Here is a 22,268-nt window from a genome sequence, read left to right on the forward strand (position 1 = left end):
ATGCGCAGACTGCAAACAACGTGCAAAAACCGCAGGAAAAACAAGCACTCACCAACACAGTGCGCGCACGCACCACGATCGGGCAGATATTATGGCTTAACGCCTTTTCGCCATTGTCTCGTGCGGATGTTCATCAAAACGTCGACGGTAGTCGCAAGCGAAGCGTCCGAGCTGATAGAAGCCCCAATGGGTCGCGATGGAGGTAACGCTGCGTGGCCTGGAGGCGTCGAGCAGATCGCGGCGCGCACACTCCATGCGCAGATCGCGCAGGTAGCGCATCGGGCTCACCCCAAGAAACTTGCGAAATCCGTCAAACAGGGTACGGCCGCTGACACCCACCACACTGGCCAGCGTTTCAATCGTCATCACCTGCTCGGGATTTGCGCGCATGAACTCTTCGGCCACCTTGACATGGCGCGGCAGCACCACCCGACGCTCTGTTTGAACGGCCTCCCCGAAACTGCCCGGCATCCAGCTCAGCAGCGTCGTCATCAGCAGTTGTTCGAACTGCGTCCTGACCAGCGGCTGCGTCGCGAGCTGAGGGTTGCGCTGGAGTTCGTTGAGTACATGCTGCGCAGTTGCCACCCATGAGCGCGGAGCAGCCAGCCTGAGGTCGACCGACGGCATGAACACAAGCGGCCCGTCATCCGGGCGGGCACTCAGCGCCGCGGCGTGGCCCTCGAGAAGCTTGCGTTCGATCCTGACGGCAAATTTCAGGCAGTCGGCACTCCAATTCATGCCGAGGCCGCTCATCGGTGCATTGACGGATGCGTAGCGCGAATCGGAACAGAATGAATGTCCGTTGACGCACATCCGGTCGGTGCCGCTGAGTGGCACCTGGATCAGGTAGAAGTCCCCGAGCGTGTCCACGTCGACACTCACATCGGCGCCATAGCGCATCCGGCTGAAGCTGAACCCGCCCATTGCAAAATGGGCATGCTCGTACTTCAGGCACGCTCTGCTACGAAGCTGGTCGAGGCGGTGATCGCAATAGATCCCCGCCACGATGCTGCGAGTTTCGTCCAGATCGCTCGACCGGTAAACCGCAGATTGCCCGATCGTCATCGCAGTTAACGCGCAAGCGTCTCGGATGGACTTTCGCCGAAACGGCGCTTGTAGTCGGTCGTGAAGTGGCCGAGATGCCCAAAGCCCCATTGATACGCGACCGCAGTCACCGTGGTACGCCCGGTCTCGCTGCGCAGCAATTGTTCACGCACACGAGTGAGCCGGACTTCCTTCAGGAATAGCATCGGCGAGGTATTGCGGTACTTGCGGAAACCGGTAAACAGGGAGCGCGTGCTGACCCCGACATGCTCCGCCATGTCTCCGACGGTGATCGGTTCGTGGGCACGCTCTTCGATGAACTGCTCGGTGCGACGGATGAAGGCGGGCGCAACGGTGCGTGAATCCTCGCACAGCGCGCGAGTACAGGTGTTGCCCTGGCACACGAGCAACATGGTCACGACCATCTGTTCGATCTGGGCCGACAAAAGCGGCGACAGCGGATCAGGCTCGGACTTCAGAGTTTCGAGCAGCCAGTGCATCGTGCGCATCCAGCGCTGACCCGCACCGGTTTCCAGCTGCATCGCCGTGTCGAACTCGATGCGATCGGGCAGATTGCCCCCCAGATGCTGCCGGCAATGCCTTTCGAGCAGGTCGCGATCGACCCTCAGGATCAGCTTCTCCGTGCGCTCGGCATGGCGGATGCGCACGGGACGATGCGCGCTGAGCACCGAACCCGTGCCGGCCGAGCTATGAGTGATTTCACCGGCGCACTCAATGCGCTCCGAACCACACAGCGGCATCTGAATCAGATAAAAGGAGTCGAGTACGCCAGGCTCGATGGTGACTTCTCCACCGTAGCTCATGCGTCCTACGCCGATACCGTTCATGCGACGGTAATACATGCGCGCATTGACGGGCTTCCGGGAATCCAGGCTACGCAGATTGTTCTCGCAGAACACTCGCGTCCCCCAGCTTCGTGCCTCTTCCAGGTCACGCGTCTGAAAACGTTCGAAGCTACCCATTTCCACAACGGTATTGCGGTCGTATGCCAAACCTTGCAATTGCATCGTGACTCCTTTGTCTCTCTGTGGTGTCCGCCCGGCATCCACTCTTCGGTGGACTGTGCTGCCGCCGCTCGGTGCACCGTCATCCGGTACGGTTCGCCCCAGGCCCCATCAGATGCAGGGGCGAACCATTCACTTCGGCAACAGGTGTTGGTGCCCCCACGCGCTGGTCACATCGTAGGTCTTGACCTCAAGATCGCCCTCTTCCACCTCCAGCCCACCCCAACCACATTCGATTTGCACTCCTGATGGACTTTCGACGTAGAACGAAAACATCCGGTCATTGATATGTCGTCCCAACGCGCGGGTCTGACGGAACGGGCTCTGATGCACTCTGTCGAGGGTACGGCCTACATCGTCGAACTCCCGCAGCTGGAGCATCAGGTGTCCGAGCCGTCGCCCAAGGGGAAGATAACCTATTGCTAAAGAGTGATGGCGCTGATTGCAGCGCATGAACACAAAACTGCCTTTCTGCCCGCCGTAGTTGTCAGTGGCCACGAAGTCGCTGGTAACGAAACCCAGCAATTCGCAATAGAAGCGATGCACCTCGGCAACGTTCTCCACCACCAGCATCACGTGGCCCAGTCCCTGGTCCCCGGTGACGAAGCCGCCATGCGCCAACGGCGACTTGAAGGGCTGCTGCGGGCGCATCAGGGAACCGTAGGACAGTTCCACTTCCATACCTGCCGGATCGCGGAAGCACAGCAGTTCGCGGACACCGCGTGCCTCGCAGGCCTCGGTGCTCCCTGCATGTACGTCGATTCCGGTATCGGCGAGGCGCGTGCGGATGGCCGCTAGATCTTCACCACAATCGACCTCCAGCCCTACAACAACAATGTCGTTGCGCGGCCCCTCGGTAACCTGTATCCGCCACGGACGATCATCGACCCTGAGCCGCAGATCGCCGGGGGGGGTGCCCGGAACGATTTCGCACCCCATCACGCCGCCGGCGAAAGCGCTCCACGCTTCAAGATCCGTGGCCTCGATCTGGATATAAGCCAGCCGTTTCACCTGTCCCATCAAGCCTGCCTCCTGTTCCAACATATCCTTCCCTCAAGCACACGCACGCCGCCAGGCGAGCACGGCCGTCCTCGCCTCGGGGGTGCCATCCTCGATTCTGGCGACCAGGGTCATTTCATCTGGCCCAGTACGCATCACCTTGCGGCGCTGCACGCTTCCCTGCCAGTTAGGAAAAATGCACAGATCGATGAGATGGCTCACGGTTTCGCCGTCGAACTCGTAGCGGCCGGCGTAAGTCAGGTATTCGTTATAGGCCGCAGCCTTTTCACTGTCGGCCGCATCCCACTGACCGCCGGTGGTAAACGCCCGCCGCGGCTTCTTCGACAGCACGCAGAACATGTTTCCCTCCCCGTACTGGATGAAGCCTTCGATCTGCTCTCCAAAGGGGAAGACCTTGCGTCCATCGTCGTACTCCTGACGCCACGAGACGATGTTCCAGCGCCCTTCAATACTTTCGTTCTTCAATTCCTTGCTCCTGCATTGATGGCCGGATCGCTGCGCGCCCGCTCATCGTTATCGATCACGACCTGAGCAACATTCAGGCCAGTGCGGCCTCGGCAGCGCTCACCTGGACGAGCGGCTCGTTGGCTGCCGCCTCGCCCAGAAAATCCTGCACCAACCGGGTGAAGCGAGCCGCTTGTTCGATCTGCGTCCAGTGCCCACAACGCCCGAACACATGCAACTGCGCACGTGCGATCAAGCCGGTCAGACGCACTGAGCTCTCCAGCGGAATCACCTGGTCCTCGCGCCCGTGAATCACCAGTACCTCGTGCGGTATGGCGCGGATCTGCGCTTCGTCGCTGGCCAGCGCCTCCACCCAGCGCTGGCGGGGCGACGGGAACATGGCCGAGAACGATTCCTGAAATCCGGGCTGAATGCTGGCCTGGTAGCGCAACCGGGCAAGGTCGTCGTTCACCAGGCTGCGGTCGAAGGCAAAGATGTCGAGCAACTTGCGCATGTTGGCAAGCGACGGCTCATACCCCCAGACGGCGTCGAGTCCCTCGGTGAGGGGAAAGTCGATGCCTGCACTCCCCATGAGCACGATCCGACGCAAGCGTGAGGGGTGCCGAATCGCGATCTTGAGGGCGAGCGCACCGCCGAACGAGTTGCCCACGATGTCCGCCTGGGCGATACCGAGTGCATCGAGCAGACCGATCGCCTGGTCGACCCATGTGTCGACGTCGTACCGCTGCCCCTCGGGGCGATCGGTAAAACCGAATCCAACCATATCGGGAATGATCACCCGACGGTCTGCGGCAAGGGGATTCATCACCGTGCGCCAATTGACGTAGCCACTGACGCCCGGCCCCGAGCCGTGAATCATCAACAATGGGAAACCCGTACCCAGATCATGGTAGTTGGTCCTGATTCCCCTTACGTCGATACTTTGGCCGATCTCCGGGTTGCTCTCACTCATGCATCGCTCCTTTTACGATTTACCGGCGCCGAGGGGGATTCCATCCCTGCACCATATTCTCGAGATTTATTCGTGTTGTTGTTTTTTTCGTAGATTGTCGGTTATAAGTTCATATGTCAACCATATGAAGAATGTTATGATTTTCACATTCCCTACTACGCTCACCACACCATGATTCGCGACGCCACGAATGTGACCGACGGAATGTCCTCCACGCCGCCCGCCACCCTGATCGAAACGGCCTATCGTGCGATCCGGCGAAATATCGTGCTTGGCGTCCACGCCCCCGGCGAGAAGATGCGGGTGGAACATCTCAAGACACAGTACAAGATGAGTTCCGGCACCCTGCGCGAAGCCCTGGGCCTGCTCGTTTCCGATGCGCTGGTCGTTGCTCAGGGGCAGAGAGGATTCACGGTTGCACCGATGTCGGTGGCCGACCTCGAAGACCTGGTGTACCTGCGCGCACTGGTCGAGACCGAGGCTGCACGTCAGAGCGTGGCAAACGGGAACGATGACTGGGAGGCCAGGCTGGTGAGCAGCTTTCACCGGCTGACGCGCGCAGAGGAGCGCCTGGGCGCACGGACGGCCGAAGTCTACGAGGAGTGGGAGCGGCGCAATTTCGAGTTCCACGAGGCGCTCGTTGCCGCTGCGCCATCCGGTCGCCTGCTCAACCTGCGTGCAAAGCTGCATCTGCAGGCGGAGCGCTATCGCAGGCTGTCGGCGCTGGACGGTCCGCGCCCGCGGGATGTACACAACGAACACGAACAGATCTTCGAGCTCGCCATGCAAAGGAATGCTGACGCTTTGGTCGATTTGCTGCGCAGACATCTGCAGCGTCCGGTCGATGTCATTCTGAACAGCAGACTGCTCGACCGTTCGCAGGCGGACACCGGCAGAGCGGCCTGAGCGCCGCCGGCCGGCTGTGGCGTGTGGTCGCTTAGCGGCGCGCGCCCATCAGCACGAAGAAGATGCGCGCAGGTTCGGTACCCCGATTTCGCCATGCGTGCCGGGTGCCGACCTGGACAACAACATCTCCCTTGCCCAGGCGCTTCTCTTCACCTTCGCCAAGGTCCAGCCAGATTTCGCCGTCGATGACCACACCGTAGTCGATCGTGTCGGTCTGGTGATAGCCCGATCCATCCGCCTCGAAGGTGTCGACGAGACCGGGCAGACGCTGCGCGAACTCGGCGCCAGCCTTCTCCGGATCGAAATCAGGGCCCGCAGACAGGCTGTCCGGCGGAAAGGTGACAAGCATTGCGGTCGTCCCGCCCACCATCGGCATGACGGACTCGAGTCCGAGCACCGGATCGGACGCGCGGGAGGCGATTTTCGGCTCCGCAGTGGTCTGCCACACGACTGCAGCCGAGAAGCCCGGCGTGTGCTCGAACTCGCTACTGCCCGGCACCGGCCCCGAGAGGACGACTTCTGCCTTTCCGCTGGCGTTGTAACCAGTTACAACACGATTTCCCTGCATTTTGATGCTCTCCTGTGCGTTTGCGGAACGATCCTTCTCTGCGGCCACAGCACCGCCGCCTATGAGCGGACGGCGTTGTGGCCGGGTAATGGAACTACTGCACGCGAATGTGGAAGTTGGCGAAACCGTTGCCGTTCGCCTCGATCTCATCAAGCGCCTCATTGAGCTGGTCGAGGCCGAACGGGCGCGATTCAAGCAGGCCGAGGTCGACGGTGCCCGCAGCAATCATGCTGGCCATCTCGTCACCCTCTGCCGCGGTGAACCAGAGCGAACCGATGTATTGCAACTGGGCGCACATGAACGGATGCGGATCGATCGGGATCGGCCCGGCAACGCCCCCGATCTGCACAATGCGCCCGCCACGGATCACCGCCTGCATGGCATCAACCGAAAGTTCGGCGGGCGCCTTGGCACCGAGCGTATCGAGCATCACGTCGACGCCGTCGGGGATCCGGGCCCGGACCTGTTCGTGGATGCTGCCTTCGCCAAGCGTGATCGCGATGACCCGCTGCGGATCGAGTGCGACGAGCCTGCCGAGTGCTGCCGCGTCACGCGCAACCACGACCACACGGGACGCACCGAATGCCAGCGCGAGCAGCACCGCGCCAACGCCCAGCGTACCCGTCGCACCGAGGACAAGGATGTCCTGCCCCGGTCTCAACGCCGACTTGCGGATGGCGGAATACGCCGTACCCAGATAGCCAAAGCGGGCAGCTTCGGCGCTCTTCAGGTTATCGGGCAGGCGCACGAGGTTTGCAGCCGGTGCGGTGGTGTATTCCGCATAGCCCGCATAGGGATATTTCTTGAAGATCTGCTGGGAATCCTTGCCAAAGCCGAAGTAGCCCATGAAGGTGTAAGTGTCGCAACGGGTCGGCTCGCCGCGCTTGCAATGACGGCACTCACCACATCCGACGCCCGGATTCACATAGACCCTTTCGCCCACCTTGAAAGAGGTCACGCCCTCACCCACCGCGGCGATCGTTCCGGCCGCGTCGAGCCCGAAGATGGCGGGCAATGCGGGAAGCGGCAGGAACGGATACCAGGTCGGGAAATGCGTCACGACGTTCCTGAGGTTGGGTATGACTCCGCAGGCCTCAACCTTGACCAGCACATCGTGTTTACCCGGTACCGGAACCGGTACTTCGTCAAGCACGAACTTTCCGCCAATCTCATGCAACCGGGCCGCCTTCATCATTGTCATGTCTCTTCCTCCTGGGGTGCGGGCGCACTGTCGGGGCGCCCTTCCGGTCAGCGGTCGCCCTGATGCGCCGCGCTGTTGTCATGTGACACGGCGAAGGCCATGCCATCGTGCTGCAGTCGCGCCGCGCCCCCGTCAAGCCGGGCGCGCGGCAGCGGTGTCATCAGGCCGCCGATCTTGCCCGGGCCAGGCTCATCGCCGTGTCCTCGATCATGTCTTCCTGCCCGCCGACCATGCCGCGACGGCCCATCTCGACCAGGATGTCGCGCGCCGGCACGCCGTACTTTTTCTCTGCACGCTTGGCGAACAGCAGGAAAGAGCCATACACCCCGGCGTAGCCCAGGGTCAGCGCGTCGCGGTCGATGCGGATCGGGAAGTCCATGATCGGCACCACAAGGTCTTCGGCCACATCCTGGATCTTGAACACGTCGACGCCGGTCTCGATGCCCATCAGGTCGCACACCGCGATCAGCACTTCCATCGGGGTGTTACCCGCACCGGCACCCAGCCCCGCGGCAGCAGCATCGATGCGGGTGGCACCGACCTCGACGGCGGCGATGGAGTTGGCGACGCCCATGGCGAGGTTGTGGTGGCCGTGAAAACCGAGCTCGGTTTCGGGCTTGAGGGCATCACGCACTGCGCTCAGGCGCGCTTTGACCGTGTCGGGCAAGAGGTGCCCGGCCGAGTCGGTCACGTAGATGCAGTTGGCGCCGTAGCTTTCCATCAGCCTGGCTTGCTTCACCAGCCCTTCGGGCCTGTTCATGTGCGCCATCATCAGAAAGCCGACAGTGTCCATGCCCAGCTTTCGCGCCATGCCGATGTGTTGCTCGGAGACGTCTGCCTCGGTGCAGTGGGTGGCCACGCGGATGGTACTTACGCCGAGCTCGTGCGCCATTTTCAGATGATCAACGGTGCCGATGCCCGGCAGCAGCAGGGCCGAGACCTTGGCCTGCTTCATCAGCGGAATCACCGCACCGAGGTATTCCTCATCGGTGTGCGCGGGGAAGCCGTAGTTCACCGAGCTGCCGCCGAGGCCGTCGCCGTGGGTGACCTCGATCAGCGGGATGCCTGCATCGTCGAGCCCGCAGGCGATGGTCTTCATCTGCTCGAGTGTCATCAGGTGACGCTTGGGGTGCATGCCGTCACGCAGGGTCATGTCGTGGACGGTGATTTTCTTGCCGCGTAGATCCATGGTCGGCTCCCTTTTCAAGACAAGGCCGCGGCCATCACGGCGCGGTTGGGTTCGAGGGTGAGGCGGCCGGCGAGGATTTCTTCGGCAAACATCTCGGCGGTACGTGCGGCGGCCGCGGTCATGATGTCGAGGTTGCCGGCGTACTTGGGCAGGTAGTCGCCAAGACCTTCGACTTCCATGAACACCGACACGCGCTTGCCGTCGAACACCGGTCCATTGACCAGCTTGTAGCCGGGCACGTACTTCTGCACTTCCTTGATCATGGCGTGGATCGACTCGGTGATCGCGGCCTGATCGGGCTCGGTCTCGGTCAGGCAGTGCACCGTGTCGCGCATGATCAGCGGAGGCTCGGCCGGGTTGAGGATGATGATGGCCTTGCCCTTTTTGGCGCCACCCACCTTCTCTACCGCGCCCGAGGTGGTGCGGGTGAATTCGTCGATGTTCTTTCGTGTGCCAGGACCAGCGGATTTCGACGACACAGTGGCGACGATTTCGCCATAGCCCACCGCTTGCACGCGGCTGATTGCGGCCACCATCGGGATCGTGGCCTGGCCTCCGCAGGTGACCATGTTGACGTTCATCTCACCCTTGCCCACGTGCTCGACCAGATTCACCGGCGGCACGCAGAAGGGGCCGATCGCAGCGGGCGTGAGGTCGATCATCAGTACACCGAGCTCGTTGAGCTTGCGGCTGTTCTCGGCATGCACATAAGCCGAAGTCGCATCGAAGGCAATCTGGATGCCGTCGGACTTTACGTGCGCCAGCAGCCCGTCGACGCCTTCAGCGGTGGTCTTGAGGCCCATCTCGCGGGCCCGCGCCAGACCTTCGGAGATCGGGTCAATGCCCACCATCCACACCGGCTCGAGCACCGGACTACGCTTAAGTTTGTAGAGCAGATCGGTGCCGATGTTGCCGGGGCCGATCAGCGCGCATTTGATTTTGGTCATGGGGTTTCCTGTCGAACGATACTGTGTGGAAAGAGATCACGCGGCGGGCGCTCCGCCCGCGGAGGCGTTACGAGCCCGCCACAGGCACAGCGCGCATCAATCAAAGCGCGCCTCAACGTGACCCAGGCCTTCGATGTCCACCGCGAAGGTCTGCGCCCGTGTCGCATCAACCGCGACCATCGAACCCAGCGCGCCGGTAAGCACGATGTCACCAGCCTGCAGTGGCTGACCGACGCGCACCAGCATGTCGGCGAGCCAGACGGCTGCATTGAGCGGATTGCCGAGGCAGGCGCGTGCGTTTCCTTCGGAGACAGCCCGGCCGCCTTCCTGCATCGTCATCGCACAGCGCCCCATGTCGAAGCGGCTCGCCCTGACCGGTGTACTGCCGAGGACGAAGAGCCCGGACGAGGCGTTGTCGGCAACGGTATCGAACAGGCTGATGCGCCAGTCCGCGATCCGGCTGTCCACGATCTCGACGGCGGGCAGGCAGTATTCGATGGCGCCCAGCAGATCGGCATAGGTGTGCCGTTCGAAGCACAGATCCTTGCCCAGTACGAACGCGATCTCCGCCTCGACCTTGGGCTGGATCAACCTGCCCTTGGCCACCGGCTCGGCATCGCCAACAGCCATGTCGGCAAACAGCATGCCGAAGTCGGGTTGATCGACACCGAGCTGACGCTGCACCGCTGGTGAGGTCAAACCGATCTTCCGCCCCACCAGACGGCGGCCCTCAGCCATTGCGCGCCGGGTGTTGTGCGACTGGATTGCATAGGCCGTTTCGGCCGACGCTTGCTCAACCCGGTCGCGCAGCGGCGCCACGGCCTTGCCACTGCATGCGGCGGCGTAGAGCGCATCGGCTGCGGCCACGATATCAAGCTGACTCATCTGAAGTTCCTTTCCAATCTTGTTTCGATTGACACTGCAACCGGCCTGCGGGCGCAGCGCCACCTCTGGACTTACTGGGGGCCTTCATGGCTGTATCCCGAGAGCGCACCGAACCCGGCGACCCATTCGGGAATCGGACGGTAATAGCGCGCTTCCGCCTTCCAGCCCTGAGCGCAGGCGGCCTCCATTGCCGCCGCCGCGGCGACCCAGGTCTTGGCTTCATGGGTTGAAGCACCGGCGGCTTTGCTCACGTCGTCGTTGCGATAGGCATCGATTGCCGACCAGTCACGCGCCTGCACCTGGCGCATGAAGGCTCGATCCCATTCGGGGCTCAATGCATGCAACCCACCGTCACCGGCCGCGAACGCGCGCGCTGCGGCGATCGTGCGTTTCTGGCGTGCATCCCGCGCTTCGGGCGTCGGGTTGCGACCCGCAATCAGACGCTCGATGACTACCGGATCGCTTACCGTGGCAATCGCAGGAATCGGCGGGTTGTGAGACAGCCCGCCGGAGCCGATGAACAGCACCCGTTCATGCTCGCGCCCGGCAAAGCGCCCGAGCGCCTCACCCAGTTGGCGTGCGCGCTTGAAGCTGACCAGAGGCGGTGCGACGGCGTTGATCATGATGGGGATCACCGGGTAGCGATCGAGCGCGCCGGTCATCTCGACCAGTGCCTGCGCAAAGCCATGATCCACCTGCATCCGGTACGAGAACGCCAGGTCGATGCCGTTTTCGATCACCACCTTGGCGCACCGCTCTGCAAGCTGGCGTGGCACATCGAGGGGGCCATCCGGTGTCATGTAATCACCCACCGACGTCGCACCCATGCCGATACAGAACTGCGGCATGAGATCGAGGAAGACGCCGTTGTAGTGATCTGGCGCAAACAGGTAGATCACCTCCGGGTCGAAGCACGCCACTTCTTCACGCACCGCATTCACGAGATCCGCCACTTCGCCGACGACATCTGGCGACGGATCGAAATAGCCCTTCAACGGGGTATGCGACATGCACTGCAGCATTGCTTTCATGGGGCGGCTTCCCTTACGGCCCCACGCGAACCGCTTCGGGGACGGCACCGCCAAGGAGAAACGCAAGATGGATCCGGTTGAAGGTGGCCGGGTCCTCGAACTGGGGCCAGTGGCCGCAGCCGTCCATGACAGTGAACAAGGCACCCGGAATCATCGACGCGATGCGCCGGCCCTCGGTGACGTCCGCAGTGGGGTCATCTGAGGTCCACAGCACCAGCGTCGGTGCAGCGATGCGGGCATAGTCTTCGGCCGCGATCAGATTGCGCAACCGGGTTTCCATGTCCTGCAACACCATGTTGTGCTTCATGCCCGCAGCCATACCGGGCTGGGCATAGATCGCCTGACGAGTCGCGATCAGATCGTCGTAAGCCTTGGTCTTGTCCGCCATCAGCCACTCAACGCGTGCCTTGATGAAGTCCCACGAAGGATCACTCGCGGCCTGCAATGACAAGGATTTCAGCCGTGACATCACGGCTGGGTCCGCCTGCGACCCCCCAGCCGTGTTCAACACCAGACGTTCGACGCGGTCCGGATGGTCAATCGCCATCCGGGCAGCCACCCACCCGCCCAGCGACTCACCCGAGAAACTCGCGCGCTCGATGTTCTGCGCGTCCATGAAGCGCAGCAGGTGTTCGATATAGGCCGGGATCTCCAGATCGCTCGTCGCGGGAGAGGACCAGCCGTGACCGATCATGTCGATCGCCCATGTGGAGAAATGCATGCCATGCGCCTTGAGGTTGCGCACATAGGCCTCGGCATGTCCGCCAACACCGTGCAGCATGATCAAGACAGGACTGGCACGGTCGCCGGTGTGAAGGTAACGGGTGTTGACGCCGCCAGCGTCCGTCCAGCCCTGACAAAAGCTGGTCTGACGGAGTTCAGCCCAGATGCTCTGAAAGGAAGGTGTCACAGATTGGTACTCCTGAGTTCCGGCGTGACGAGGCCATGCGCAGGCCGGGCTTGACCGGCCCGCACACTGTCACGGGGAAGAATTCTTGAAATGATGTCGATGCGCTTCAGGCGCATCGACCAGGGAATCAGTCTTCGATCTGCTCGACGAAGTAGCCGGGCGGCTTGCCTGCGGCCGTGTCCTTGAAGCGGATGCTGTGCGTCTTCACCGATCCCGCCACACCCTTGCCTGGCTTCGCGATACCACGGTTCCAGCGCGAGGCCAGCTTGCGCCACGTGATCGGCGAGATATCCGTCGCCACCAGCTGCTCGTCATCCCAGCCCGTGCCGTCGGCGTAGAAGCTCTGCATCGCTTCGCGTGCATACAGGTCGCAGTCGTTGAAGCCGTGCAGACACAGCGGCTTGTACACCCGGTCGAACTTGTACTTGAAGTCTTCCCGGTCCTTCTCCGTCGGGCACACCTTCACCAGCACTTCCCAGTATTCGTGCAGGTCGTCGGTGATCGGCACGTACCATTCGTATTGCACAATGTGCTCGCCCGGCCAGTTCTCCACCATCAGCACACCGGGCAGCACCACCGAGGTGCGGTAGGCACGTCCATTAACGCCCTTCACTTCCAGGCCCAGCGACTTGTTCTCCAGCACCGGCGCCCACTTGTCGGTGAACAGCCACTGCATCATGCCCTTGGGGCCTTGCTCATCTTCGACCACGGTGATGCAGTCGTCGCTCGTGGGCAGAATCCCCAGCGGCAGCACCCATTCCATCGCGTGCACGATGGTGTTGTCCTTGTGCACCAGGATGTGCGCGTTGTCGAAGCCGTTCTCGCACGCGATGCGCCAGTTGCCGTACCCGGTGCGGTGCATGCCGTGGCCTACCGCGTCTGCGTCGAGCAGGCTCGGCGCGGCCGGCCACAGCGGGTGCGGGAAACGTTCGCTGTTCTCCGGGAAACGGAACGGCAGGTCCTGCGACAGCGGCGGCACGTCTTCATCGGCAAAGTCGTCCTCACGCACGAACACGAACACCATCCCCGCCACTTCCTCGGTCGGGTAGCTCGTCAGCCCCGTCGTGCCCACCAGCTTGTCGTCCGGGTTGGCCACGATGGTCGAGAGCTTGCCGTCCTTCAGGTCGAAGGTGAAACCGTGATACCAGCACGAGATCGTCTTCTTGTTGAAGCACATCGGCTTTTCCGACAATCTCACCCCGCGGTGCAGACACTGGTCCTTGAGCGCATACACCTTGCCATCCACACGACGCAGCACGATCGGGATCCCGCAGATCTGGATGCCCTTCACTTCATCCTCGCCCAGCTCCTTGCTGAACACCGCCGGATACCAGTGGTTGATGAAGCCCCACGCCGCATCCTTGTAAGGCTGGTACTGGCTCTGCGTCTTCTGTCCATTGACCCGCGCTTCGCTGATCCCGCTCGCCGCCTTCACCACCCGACGACGCACTACCGGTTCGTCTGCCATTGACTTGCTCCCTGTCCAAATGCGCCTAGCGCAACTCATCGCCTGCGCCACCGGTCACCCCGGCAACGCTTCCATGAGCCACATCCTAGGCACCACACCCACACCACGCGCTCCATTGCGGACACGCCTTATCCCGTCAGCGCAGAAAACGAAAACCGACCAGTGCAGTCCAGCGTGGGCCGGGGTTCATCCGTCGAGGGCACGGAATAGCGCACACGGGAGAGGAGTTGCGCTGTTCCGTGCCGTGACTCTTACGCTGTGCGCCCGTTTGGGAGTGCACTTCTCCTCTCGCTCTTCCCGGCCTTGTGACGCCCTTACAGCGCCTGCGTTACAGGACGAAAATCCTCTGGTCGCCGGTCGGGTCGTCTGTGCATGCGCAAACCGGATAGCCGAATGCGCTTTTCGGATTTCGGTCGAGTCCGGCAACGTCCATCCTTTTGTGGTCGCATCCCCCCAAATTTTTCATCAGGAGCTCCAGATGACAACGAACAGCACCCTGGCCCGGTTTGCCGGGGATTTGCTCAGCGGACGGATTCGGGTGGTCGATCTCACCCAGACCCTGGCGCCCGAGTTTCCCGCCTTGCAGTTGCCGCCCCAGTTCAACCAGCCGTGGCCGTTCAAGATTGAAGAAATCTCGCACTACGACGAACGTGGCCCGGCGTGGTACTGGAACAACTTCTCGTGCTCGGAACACACCGGCACCCACTTCGATGCACCGGCTCACTGGATCTCCGGCAAGGACTACGAACAGAACACGGTCGATACGATTCCTGCCGAGCACTTCATGGCGCAGGCCTGCGTGATCGACTGCAGCAAGGACGTTGCCGAAAACCCCGATTTTGTCCTGACCATCGAGTTTCTCGAGGCATGGGAAGCGAAACATGGCCGGATCCCGGAACATAACTGGGTTCTGCTTCGCACCGACTGGTCGAAGCGCGAAATGCCAGATGCCTATGTGAACATGAAGGAAGATGGCGCCCACACCCCCGGGCCGGCAGAAGGCACCGTCAAGTGGCTGATCGAAGCACGCAATGTCGTGGGCTTCGGTGTCGAATCGATCAATACGGATGCAGGCCAGTCGTACGCATGGGACACCCCTTACCCGTGCCACTACTTCATGCATGGAAACAACCGCTACGGCCTGCAGTGCCTGACAAACCTCGACCAGTTGCCGCCGCAGGGTGCATTGATCCTCGCTGCACCGCTGAAGATCCGCAACGGTTCCGGCAGCCCTCTGCGAGTCCTGGCTCTCGTCGAACCCACTTGATCCCTGCCCCGGACGCCTGCAGCCGGGAATAGTGTGACTCCCGGCCCACCGTTCGGTTGATCGCCCGGCACATCTGATGTGACCGGGCGCTTTTTTGCCCCATTCCGGTGCATGAAAAGAGCTGAATTGCTGCACTCGCAGCATGAATCAAACCCAATGCCAGACACAGAACGACTTCCACTTCAGCACCTTAATGGTGCATTGCCGCACCAAGTTGTTTTTCGTATCGCACTGTTTTTTCATGGTATTTTCCAACTTCCATGAAATTTCATCATTTCCATTGACAAAGGAAATGTTCATTCCTAAAGTAGTTACCAGCAACGTGATTCCTGCACCCACGATATTGCCCGGCAACATCGCCGCGCCCGTGGATTCAGGAGATCCGAGGAGAAAGATCATGGCCTGCCCCAGACAGAGAAATGCAGCAAAGACCGCACTGAAGTGCGGCAACATCGCTTACGCCACCCGTCGCCGCGAGGTGCAGCATGGCTGAGCGTTCCTTCAAGAAGGAAGTACAGCAGCTGCGCATCCCAGCGGGCGAAGAGTTTCGCGGCGAAGGGATACTCGCCATCACCAAGGGATTGTTGCAGGCGGGTGTCGGCTATGTCGGCGGCTACCAGGGCTCGCCGATCTCGCACCTGATGGATGTGCTGGCTGACGCCAACGAGATCCTCGAAGAGCTCGACGTCCATTTCGAGACCAGCGCCTCCGAAGCCACCGCAGCTGCAATGCTTGCGGCCTCGGTGATGTACCCGATCCGTGGCGCGGTGACCTGGAAGTCTACCGTGGGCACCAACGTCGCCTCTGACGCACTTGCCAACCTCGCCTCCGGCGGCGTGACCGGCGGCGCACTGATCATCATTGGCGAGGACTACGGCGAAGGCTCCTCGATCATGCAGGAACGCTCGCACGCGTTCGCGATGAAGTCGCAGATGTGGCTGCTCGATCCGCGCCCCAACCTCGAATCCATCGTCAAGTCGGTGGAAGACGGTTTCGAGCTGTCCGAGGCCAGCAACACCCCGGTCATGCTGCAGGTCCGTATCCGCTCCTGCCACGTGCATGGCCGCTTCATCACCAAGGAAAACAAGCGCCCGCGCTACACCCTGAAGCAGGCGCTGGAGAACCCGGTGCGCGACACCAGTCGCATCGTGCTGCCGCCCGCCTCCTTCGGCCACGAACACGAGAAGATCCAGCAGCGCTGGCCAGCCGCAGTGAAGTTCATCCGCGACAACAAACTCAACGAGTTCTTTGACGGTGACTTCAACGAGATCGGGCTGATCCTGCAGGGCGGCCTGTACAACGGTGTGATGCGCGCGCTGCAACTGCTCGGCCTTGCTGACAGTTTCGGCAACAGCCGGATTCCGATGTATGTGATGAACGTGACCTACCCGGTCATCGACGAAGAGGTCATCCAGTTCTGCGAAGGCCGACGCGCCGTGCTGCTGCTTGAAGAAGGCCAGCCCGATTACATCGAGCAGAACCTGCATTCCATCCTGCGCAAGGCCGGCGTCTCCACCCACCTGTCGGGCAAGGATGTACTGCCGATGGCGGGCGAGTACACCACGGCGGCGATGAAGACCGGCATCGAGGCCTTTCTCAAGGCCCAACAGCCCGACGCCCTTGCGACTCACGTCGCGGTTGCAGCCGACGAGGCCGGCGAAGCCTCACTGGCCGCCGACCTCGAAGCCCTGACTGCAGCACCCACGACACCCGCCCCCCGTCCGGCAGCGGTGCCGATGACCTTTCATCCGAAGGTAAAGGATCTGGCCGACGTGGTGCCGGCGCGGCCTGCGGGTTTCTGTACCGGCTGCCCCGAGCGCCCGATCTTTGCCGCGATGAAGCTCGCCGAGGCGGATCTCGGCCAGCATCACGTCTCCTGCGATATCGGCTGTCATCTGTTCTCCATCCTGCCGCCCTTCAACCTGGGCGCGACCACGATGGGCTACGGCCTCGGCGCAGCGTCGAGCTCGGCCTTCAACACCAAGACCGGCAAGCGCTCGATCTCGGTAATGGGCGACGGCGGCTTCTGGCACAACGGTCTGACCTCGGGCATCGGCAACGCGGTGTTCAACAAGAACGACGGCGTGATCGTCATCGTCGATAACTACTACTCGTCCGCAACCGGCGGCCAGGACATCCTGTCGTCCCGTGCCGAGAACGCAGATCGCGCAACGAAGAACCCGATCGAGAATGCCATCCGTGGCGCTGGCGTGAAGTGGATCCGCACCATCGACCGCACCTACGACGTCGCCAAAATGCGCGACACGCTAGAGGAAGCACTCACCACGACCACCGACGGCCCCAAGGTCATCATTGCCCAGTCCGAATGCATGCTGAACAAGCAGCGCCGGATCAAGCCCTTGTTCAACAAGGCGGTCAAGGAAGGCAAGCGCATGGTGAAGGAGCGTTTCGGCGTCGATCCCGATGTATGCACCGGCGATCATGCCTGTATCCGGCTCTCGGGCTGCCCATCACTGTCGGTCAAGGACAGCGGCGATCCGCTAAAGGAAGACCCCGTGGCGCATGTCGACAACAGCTGTGTTGGCTGCGGAAACTGCGGTGAGGTGGCTGAAGCGGCGGTGCTGTGCCCGTCCTTCTATCGCGCGGACATCATCCACAACCCAACCGGCACCGACCGCTTTCTCGGCAAGCTCCGTTCAGCCGTCATCGGCTTCCTGCAACGCCGCCGTGCGGCCCGCCAGACGCGCTTCGCGCTGTGAGGAAAGAGATCGTCATGAATACAGCCAAGACAAACATCGTTCTTCACTCCGGCACCCCAATCAAGATCGCCATCCTCGCCATGGGCGGCCAGGGCGGCGGCGTGCTCGCCGACTGGATCGTCGAGATGGCCGAGAATGCCGGCTGGTGGGCACAGACCACCTCGGTTCCGGGCGTGGCCCAGCGCACCGGCGCCACCATCTATTACCTTGAACTGATCCCCGAAAGCACGGCTCATGCTGCCGGCAAGCCCCCCACGCTGGCGATGATGCCGACACCCGGCGACCTCGACCTCGTGGTCGCAGCCGAACTGATGGAAGCCGGCCGCGCAATGCAGCGCGGCCTGGTGACACCCGACCGCACCACCCTGATCACCTCAAGCCACCGCAGCTATGCCGTCGGCGAGAAGGCTGCGCTCGGCAACGGCATCGCCGACCCCAACAAGGTGATCGACGCCGGTCGTGAGTCAGCAAAGCGTCTGATGTGTTTCGACCTGCAGGAAATGGCAGAGAAAGCCGGCAGCGTGATCTCCGCGAGCCTGTTCGGCGCCATCGCCGGCTCCGGCGCCCTGCCCTTTGCACGCGAAGCCTTCGAGGACACGGTTCGCCACGGCGGCAAGGGTGTAGAGGCCAGCCTGCGCGCTTTCGCGCTCGGGTTCGACGCGGCGCAGAAAGCACCCGCGACACCGGCTGCAATCGATACCTCGCGCCCCGCACCGGACGTACCGGATCGTGCAGAAAACCCTGAAGTACAGGCCCTGCTGTCGAAAGTGAAAGCCGGCTTCCCGGCCGAAACCCACGGCATGCTGGTCGCCGGCCTGCGCCGCCTGATCGACTATCAGGACATCGACTATGCGGCCGAGTATCTGCAGAAATGCACCGAACTGCACGCACTCGATGCGCGCCACGGCGGCGAAGCGCATGACTGGGCCCTGACGAACGCTGCAGCCCACCGGATTGCAGTCGCCATGAGCTACGACGACGTGATCCGCGTGGCCGACCTCAAGACCCGCGGCAGCCGCTTCGAACGCGTGCGTCAGGAGGTGGGCGCCAAGTCCGATCAGCTGGTCTACACCACCGAGTACATGCATCCGCGTCTGGAAGAGATCTGCGGCACGCTGCCCACCGGACTCGGGCGCTGGCTCGAGCAATCCAAGGGATTCGGCGGCTTCGTCAAGCGCCGCATGGAAAAGGGCCGCCGCGTGAAGACGGGCACCCTGACCTGGTTCCTGGCCCTTTATGCTGTTTCCGGCATGCGCCGTTTCCGCCGCAGCCTGCTGCGCCATCAGATCGAGACAGCGCAGATCAGGGAGTGGCTCGACCGCGTCGTGCGCCTCGCCGGCAACGGCAACTACGCGCTTGCGGTCGAGGTGCTGCACTGCCGCCGCATCGTCAAGGGCTACAGTGGTACGCATGACCGTGGTGACAAGCGCTTTGCCAGCCTGATGCAGGCGGCAGACCAGCTTGCCGGGCGCACCGATGCTGCGACCACGCTGCAAAAGCTGCTGAAGGCGGCAATGGCTGACGAGGAAGGCCGCCAGCTCGACACGCAACTCGGGTTGCTGATCGGGGCGGGTGGAAACACCACGACACACGCCGCCAACGCAATGTTTACCCGCCAGGCAGCCTGATCCGCGACAGACGGAAAGAACGGGACGAAAGAGGACGACACGCACATGCAAGAAGTGGAACTCACCATCAGCGACATCCGGGTTGAAACCCCGCTGATCCGCAGCCTTGGCCTGCAGGCACCGGACGGGAGCCCTCTCCCACCGTTTTCCCCCGGTGCCCACCTGCAGGTAAGGATTCCCGGCCTTGCAGATGCGCGTTGTTACTCGCTCGTCACCTTCGCACCCGAAGCGGCCTGTTTTGACGCCCCGCAGGCCTACCGCCTCGGCGTTCGCATCGAAGCCCACAGCAGCGGTGGTTCGCGCTTCATGCACGGTCTGCGCGTCGGTGACACGCTCACCGTGACCGGACCGAAAAACGACTTCCCGCTACACGCTGCCGAAGCCGCCGAAACCGAAACAGTCCTCATCGCGGGCGGCATCGGTGTCACCCCGATCGCGGCAATGGCGAGCGCACTGCAGGCTGCCGGCCGCCCCTGGTCGATGCACTACAGCGGACGCAGCCTCGATCAGCTTGCATTCAAGCGGGAACTCACCGCCCTTGCCGGCCCTGCGCTGCATCTGCATGCCGACGACGACGCAGCTAGCCGGCTCGACATCGGTGCACTCCTCGACGGCCTGTCGACCACGCAGCACCTCTACGTGTGTGGCCCGAAGGGCATGATCGACGCGGTCATCGATGGCGCCAAGGCGCGCGGCTGGCCCGCCTGCCATGTCCATTTCGAGCTATTCACTTCCGCAGCCCCCCTGGCCGGCGACCAGCCCTTCGAGGTCGAACTGAGCCAGAGCGGACAAGTGCTCACCATTCCGGCGGACAAGACCATCGTCGAAGTCATGGAAGAAGCCGGCTGCGATCCGATGTATGACTGCAAGCGTGGCGAATGCGGCGTGTGCACTGCCACGGTGCTCGAGGGCGAGCCCGACCATCGCGACTACTTCCTGTCCGACGCCGAAAAGGCGGGCGGAAAACTGATCCAGATCTGCATCTCGCGGGCGAAGTCGCCCCGCCTGGTGCTCGATCTCTGACCTGAGGGCACTGCAATGAGCACCGCAACCGGCAAGTACCGTGGCAACCCCGACGCCATCAAGGCACTCGTGCGCGACACCGAGGTGCACAAGGACGCCTACATCGACCAGGAAGTCTTCGAACTGGAGATGGAACACCTGTTCGCAAACACCTGGGTCTATGTCGGCCACGCCAGCCAGGTACCGAACAAGGGTGATTACTACACCACCACAGTCGGCACCGAAGACGTGGTCATGGTCCGTCACAGCGACAACAGCGTGCGCGTGCTCTACAACCGCTGCCCGCACAAGGGCGTGAAAGTTGCCGGCGAAGTCTGCGGCAACACCGGAAAGTTCTTCCGTTGCCCCTACCACGCCTGGACCTTCAAGACCGATGGCAGCCTGCTCGCCATCCCCCTGAAGAAAGGTTACGAGAACACCGGATTCGAATCCTGTGAAGCCAGCCACGGCATGGCCGTCGTCCCCAACGTCAAGGTCTACCGCGACTTCGTCTTCTGTCGCCTGAACCCCGGCGGCCCGAGTTTCGAGGAATTCTTCGGAGAGTCGCTATCGACCCTCGACAACATGGTCGACCGCTCGCCCGAGGGCAAACTCGAAGTCGCCGGCGGCGTGCTGCGCTACATGCACAACTGCAACTGGAAGATGCTGGTCGACAACCAGACCGACACCTGCCACCCGATGGTCGCGCACGAATCCTCCGCCGGCACCGCAGTGAAGGTCTGGAACGAAGCCCCCGAAGGCACCCCCAAGCCCATGGCGGTGGAGCAATTCGCTCCCTTCATGTCGCCCTACGAGTTCTTCGAGGGCATGGGCATTCGCGTGTGGGAGAACGGTCACGGTCACACCGGCGTCTCGAACTCCATCCACGCGGCCTACTCGCCGGTTCCCGGCTACTGGGAGCAGATGGTCGCCGCCTACGGTGAAGAGCGGGCCAAGCAGATCCTTGGCGACACCCGCCACAACACCGTGTATTTCCCCAATATCATGGTCAAGGGCCCGATCCAGACCCTGCGCCTGTTCAAGCCCATCGCCGCGGACAAGACGCTGGTCGAATCCTGGACCTTCCGTCTCGTCGGCGCCCCCGACCTGCTGCTCGAGCGCACCACGATGTACAACCGCCTGATCAACGCCCCCACCTCGGTGGTCGGCCACGACGATCTGGAAATGTACGAACGCGCGCAGCAAGGCCTGCACTCGCGCGGTCGTGACTGGGTGAACATTGCCCGTCTCTACGACCCTGCAGAGAAAGCGCAGAAGAACGTCGTCACCAACGGCACCAACGAAATGCAGATGCGGCAACAGATGCGCGCATGGGCCCAGTTCATGACGGAAAGCATGTAAGGACAAAAAGGAAGAGATGCCACCGAGGCCAAGGGATGAATGGGATGTTTGCGGCGCAGGGCGAGGACTGTCCGAGCACGAAGGGCGAGTTCCGCAGCCCTGCAGAGCAAATGTCCCGTTCAGCCCGACCGGCGGCACGAACCTTTGACCAGCATCGGCGAACTGCCAGCAACACCCGAACAAGGATCAAGCCATGACTGCCATCACCGAAAAGAACCTGATCGACTTCGTCTATGCCGAAGCCCGCATGCTCGACGAGCAGCGCTTCGAAGACTGGCTCACCCTGTTCACCGAAGACGCCTACTACTGGATGCCACTGGCGTACGACCAGCAAGACCCCAAACTTCATACCTCCCTCATGCATGAAGACAAACTCCTGCTCCGCGTCCGCATCGAGCGCCTCTCCGGCCAGCGCACCTTCTCGCAACAACCCAAGAGCCGCTCGCACCACCTGCTGCAGGCGCCCACCGTCGAATCGTCCGACGCAAGCACTGGCGAACACGTCGTCCGCACCGCCTTTCTCTACACAGAAACCCGGCTCGACGCCCAGACCACCTACGCCGGCTGGAGCACGCATCACCTCGTTGAAGTCGAAGGCAAACTCAGGATTCGCCTCAAACGCGTCGACCTGGTGAACTGCGACGCCGCCTTCGGCAATATTCAACTTTTCATGTAAGC

The 22,268-nt window shown here is 62.2% G+C and carries 21 protein-coding genes; 8 read left to right on the top strand and 13 right to left on the bottom strand.

From position 1 onward, the window contains the following. Nucleotides 1–96: 96 nt before the first annotated feature. The 5 genes from AC22G6_RS07360 to AC22G6_RS07380 form a co-directional block, all read right to left on the bottom strand. Nucleotides 97–1,065 carry an AraC family transcriptional regulator gene (locus AC22G6_RS07360; RefSeq protein WP_108948132.1) on the bottom strand — a complete coding sequence of 323 codons (969 nt, stop codon included), beginning with the start codon at nucleotides 1,063–1,065 and terminating at the stop codon, nucleotides 97–99. A 5-nt stretch (nucleotides 1,066–1,070) separates the two neighbouring features. Continuing rightward, nucleotides 1,071–2,072 (bottom strand): AraC family transcriptional regulator, encoded by a 1,002-nt coding sequence (locus tag AC22G6_RS07365; protein WP_487366236.1) that lies wholly within the window; start codon nucleotides 2,070–2,072, stop codon nucleotides 1,071–1,073. Nucleotides 2,073–2,201: 129 nt separating this feature from the next. Next, a complete protein-coding gene (locus AC22G6_RS07370; protein ID WP_487366237.1) occupies nucleotides 2,202–3,089 on the bottom strand; it encodes a VOC family protein in 888 nt (295 codons plus the stop codon). Between the two features lie 33 nt (nucleotides 3,090–3,122). Next, a complete protein-coding gene (locus tag AC22G6_RS07375; protein ID WP_108948130.1) occupies nucleotides 3,123–3,554 on the bottom strand; it encodes a lipocalin-like domain-containing protein in 432 nt (143 codons plus the stop codon). Between the two features lie 73 nt (nucleotides 3,555–3,627). Further along, nucleotides 3,628–4,506, bottom strand: coding sequence for an alpha/beta fold hydrolase (locus AC22G6_RS07380; RefSeq protein WP_487366238.1), 879 nt, complete (start codon nucleotides 4,504–4,506; stop codon nucleotides 3,628–3,630). A 171-nt stretch (nucleotides 4,507–4,677) separates the two neighbouring features. Between AC22G6_RS07380 and AC22G6_RS07385 the strand changes: the two genes are divergently transcribed. Next, the gene (locus AC22G6_RS07385) at nucleotides 4,678–5,412 is read left to right on the top strand and encodes a GntR family transcriptional regulator (RefSeq protein WP_108948128.1); all 735 of its coding nucleotides are present in this window, start codon (nucleotides 4,678–4,680) and stop codon (nucleotides 5,410–5,412) included. Nucleotides 5,413–5,443: 31 nt separating this feature from the next. Here the strand turns inward: AC22G6_RS07385 and AC22G6_RS07390 are convergent, their stop codons facing one another. From AC22G6_RS07390 to AC22G6_RS07425, 8 genes are all read right to left on the bottom strand, one after another. After that, nucleotides 5,444–5,980, bottom strand: coding sequence for a cupin domain-containing protein (locus AC22G6_RS07390; protein ID WP_487366239.1), 537 nt, complete (start codon nucleotides 5,978–5,980; stop codon nucleotides 5,444–5,446). 94 nt (nucleotides 5,981–6,074) lie between these two features. Then, the gene (locus AC22G6_RS07395) at nucleotides 6,075–7,181 is read right to left on the bottom strand and encodes an alcohol dehydrogenase catalytic domain-containing protein (protein WP_487366240.1); all 1,107 of its coding nucleotides are present in this window, start codon (nucleotides 7,179–7,181) and stop codon (nucleotides 6,075–6,077) included. Between the two features lie 160 nt (nucleotides 7,182–7,341). Continuing rightward, nucleotides 7,342–8,370 (bottom strand): 4-hydroxy-2-oxovalerate aldolase, encoded by a 1,029-nt coding sequence (gene dmpG / locus AC22G6_RS07400; RefSeq protein WP_487366241.1) that lies wholly within the window; start codon nucleotides 8,368–8,370, stop codon nucleotides 7,342–7,344. A 14-nt stretch (nucleotides 8,371–8,384) separates the two neighbouring features. Continuing rightward, nucleotides 8,385–9,317: an acetaldehyde dehydrogenase (acetylating) gene (locus AC22G6_RS07405; RefSeq protein ID WP_487366242.1), complete on the bottom strand. Its 933-nt coding sequence runs from the start codon at nucleotides 9,315–9,317 to the stop codon at nucleotides 8,385–8,387. A 96-nt stretch (nucleotides 9,318–9,413) separates the two neighbouring features. Then, nucleotides 9,414–10,202, bottom strand: a complete 789-nt coding sequence (locus AC22G6_RS07410) for a 2-keto-4-pentenoate hydratase (RefSeq protein ID WP_487366243.1) — start codon at nucleotides 10,200–10,202, stop codon at nucleotides 9,414–9,416. A 71-nt stretch (nucleotides 10,203–10,273) separates the two neighbouring features. After that, nucleotides 10,274–11,233 carry a 3-carboxyethylcatechol 2,3-dioxygenase gene (locus tag AC22G6_RS07415; RefSeq protein WP_487366244.1) on the bottom strand — a complete coding sequence of 320 codons (960 nt, stop codon included), beginning with the start codon at nucleotides 11,231–11,233 and terminating at the stop codon, nucleotides 10,274–10,276. 13 nt (nucleotides 11,234–11,246) lie between these two features. Further along, nucleotides 11,247–12,143, bottom strand: coding sequence for an alpha/beta fold hydrolase (locus AC22G6_RS07420; RefSeq protein WP_487366245.1), 897 nt, complete (start codon nucleotides 12,141–12,143; stop codon nucleotides 11,247–11,249). A 127-nt stretch (nucleotides 12,144–12,270) separates the two neighbouring features. Then, on the bottom strand, nucleotides 12,271–13,611 hold the full coding sequence (locus AC22G6_RS07425) for a Rieske 2Fe-2S domain-containing protein (RefSeq protein ID WP_108974675.1): 1,341 nt from the start codon (nucleotides 13,609–13,611) through the stop codon (nucleotides 12,271–12,273). A gap of 478 nt (nucleotides 13,612–14,089) precedes the next feature. Between AC22G6_RS07425 and AC22G6_RS07430 the strand changes: the two genes are divergently transcribed. The 7 genes from AC22G6_RS07430 (at nucleotide 14,090) to AC22G6_RS07460 (ending at nucleotide 22,266) form a co-directional block, all read left to right on the top strand. Beyond that, complete coding sequence (locus AC22G6_RS07430; RefSeq protein ID WP_487366246.1) at nucleotides 14,090–14,878, top strand: cyclase family protein; 789 nt, start codon at nucleotides 14,090–14,092, stop codon at nucleotides 14,876–14,878. 142 nt (nucleotides 14,879–15,020) lie between these two features. Further along, nucleotides 15,021–15,371 (top strand): hypothetical protein, encoded by a 351-nt coding sequence (locus AC22G6_RS07435; protein WP_487366247.1) that lies wholly within the window; start codon nucleotides 15,021–15,023, stop codon nucleotides 15,369–15,371. Then, on the top strand, nucleotides 15,364–17,598 hold the full coding sequence (locus tag AC22G6_RS07440; protein WP_487366248.1) for a thiamine pyrophosphate-dependent enzyme: 2,235 nt from the start codon (nucleotides 15,364–15,366) through the stop codon (nucleotides 17,596–17,598). Before AC22G6_RS07435 ends, AC22G6_RS07440 begins: the two co-directional genes overlap by 8 nt. 14 nt (nucleotides 17,599–17,612) lie before the next feature. Next, nucleotides 17,613–19,226, top strand: a complete 1,614-nt coding sequence (locus tag AC22G6_RS07445) for an indolepyruvate oxidoreductase subunit beta family protein (RefSeq protein ID WP_487366249.1) — start codon at nucleotides 17,613–17,615, stop codon at nucleotides 19,224–19,226. Nucleotides 19,227–19,271: 45 nt separating this feature from the next. After that, the gene (locus AC22G6_RS07450) at nucleotides 19,272–20,249 is read left to right on the top strand and encodes a PDR/VanB family oxidoreductase (RefSeq protein WP_487366250.1); all 978 of its coding nucleotides are present in this window, start codon (nucleotides 19,272–19,274) and stop codon (nucleotides 20,247–20,249) included. Between the two features lie 15 nt (nucleotides 20,250–20,264). Further along, nucleotides 20,265–21,590, top strand: a complete 1,326-nt coding sequence (locus tag AC22G6_RS07455; RefSeq protein WP_487366251.1) for an aromatic ring-hydroxylating dioxygenase subunit alpha — start codon at nucleotides 20,265–20,267, stop codon at nucleotides 21,588–21,590. Nucleotides 21,591–21,783: 193 nt separating this feature from the next. Then, on the top strand, nucleotides 21,784–22,266 hold the full coding sequence (locus AC22G6_RS07460; protein ID WP_487366252.1) for an aromatic-ring-hydroxylating dioxygenase subunit beta: 483 nt from the start codon (nucleotides 21,784–21,786) through the stop codon (nucleotides 22,264–22,266). Nucleotides 22,267–22,268: the final 2 nt, after the last annotated feature.

It is taken from the genome of Parazoarcus sp. PS-13 R2A, from assembly GCF_057621855.1.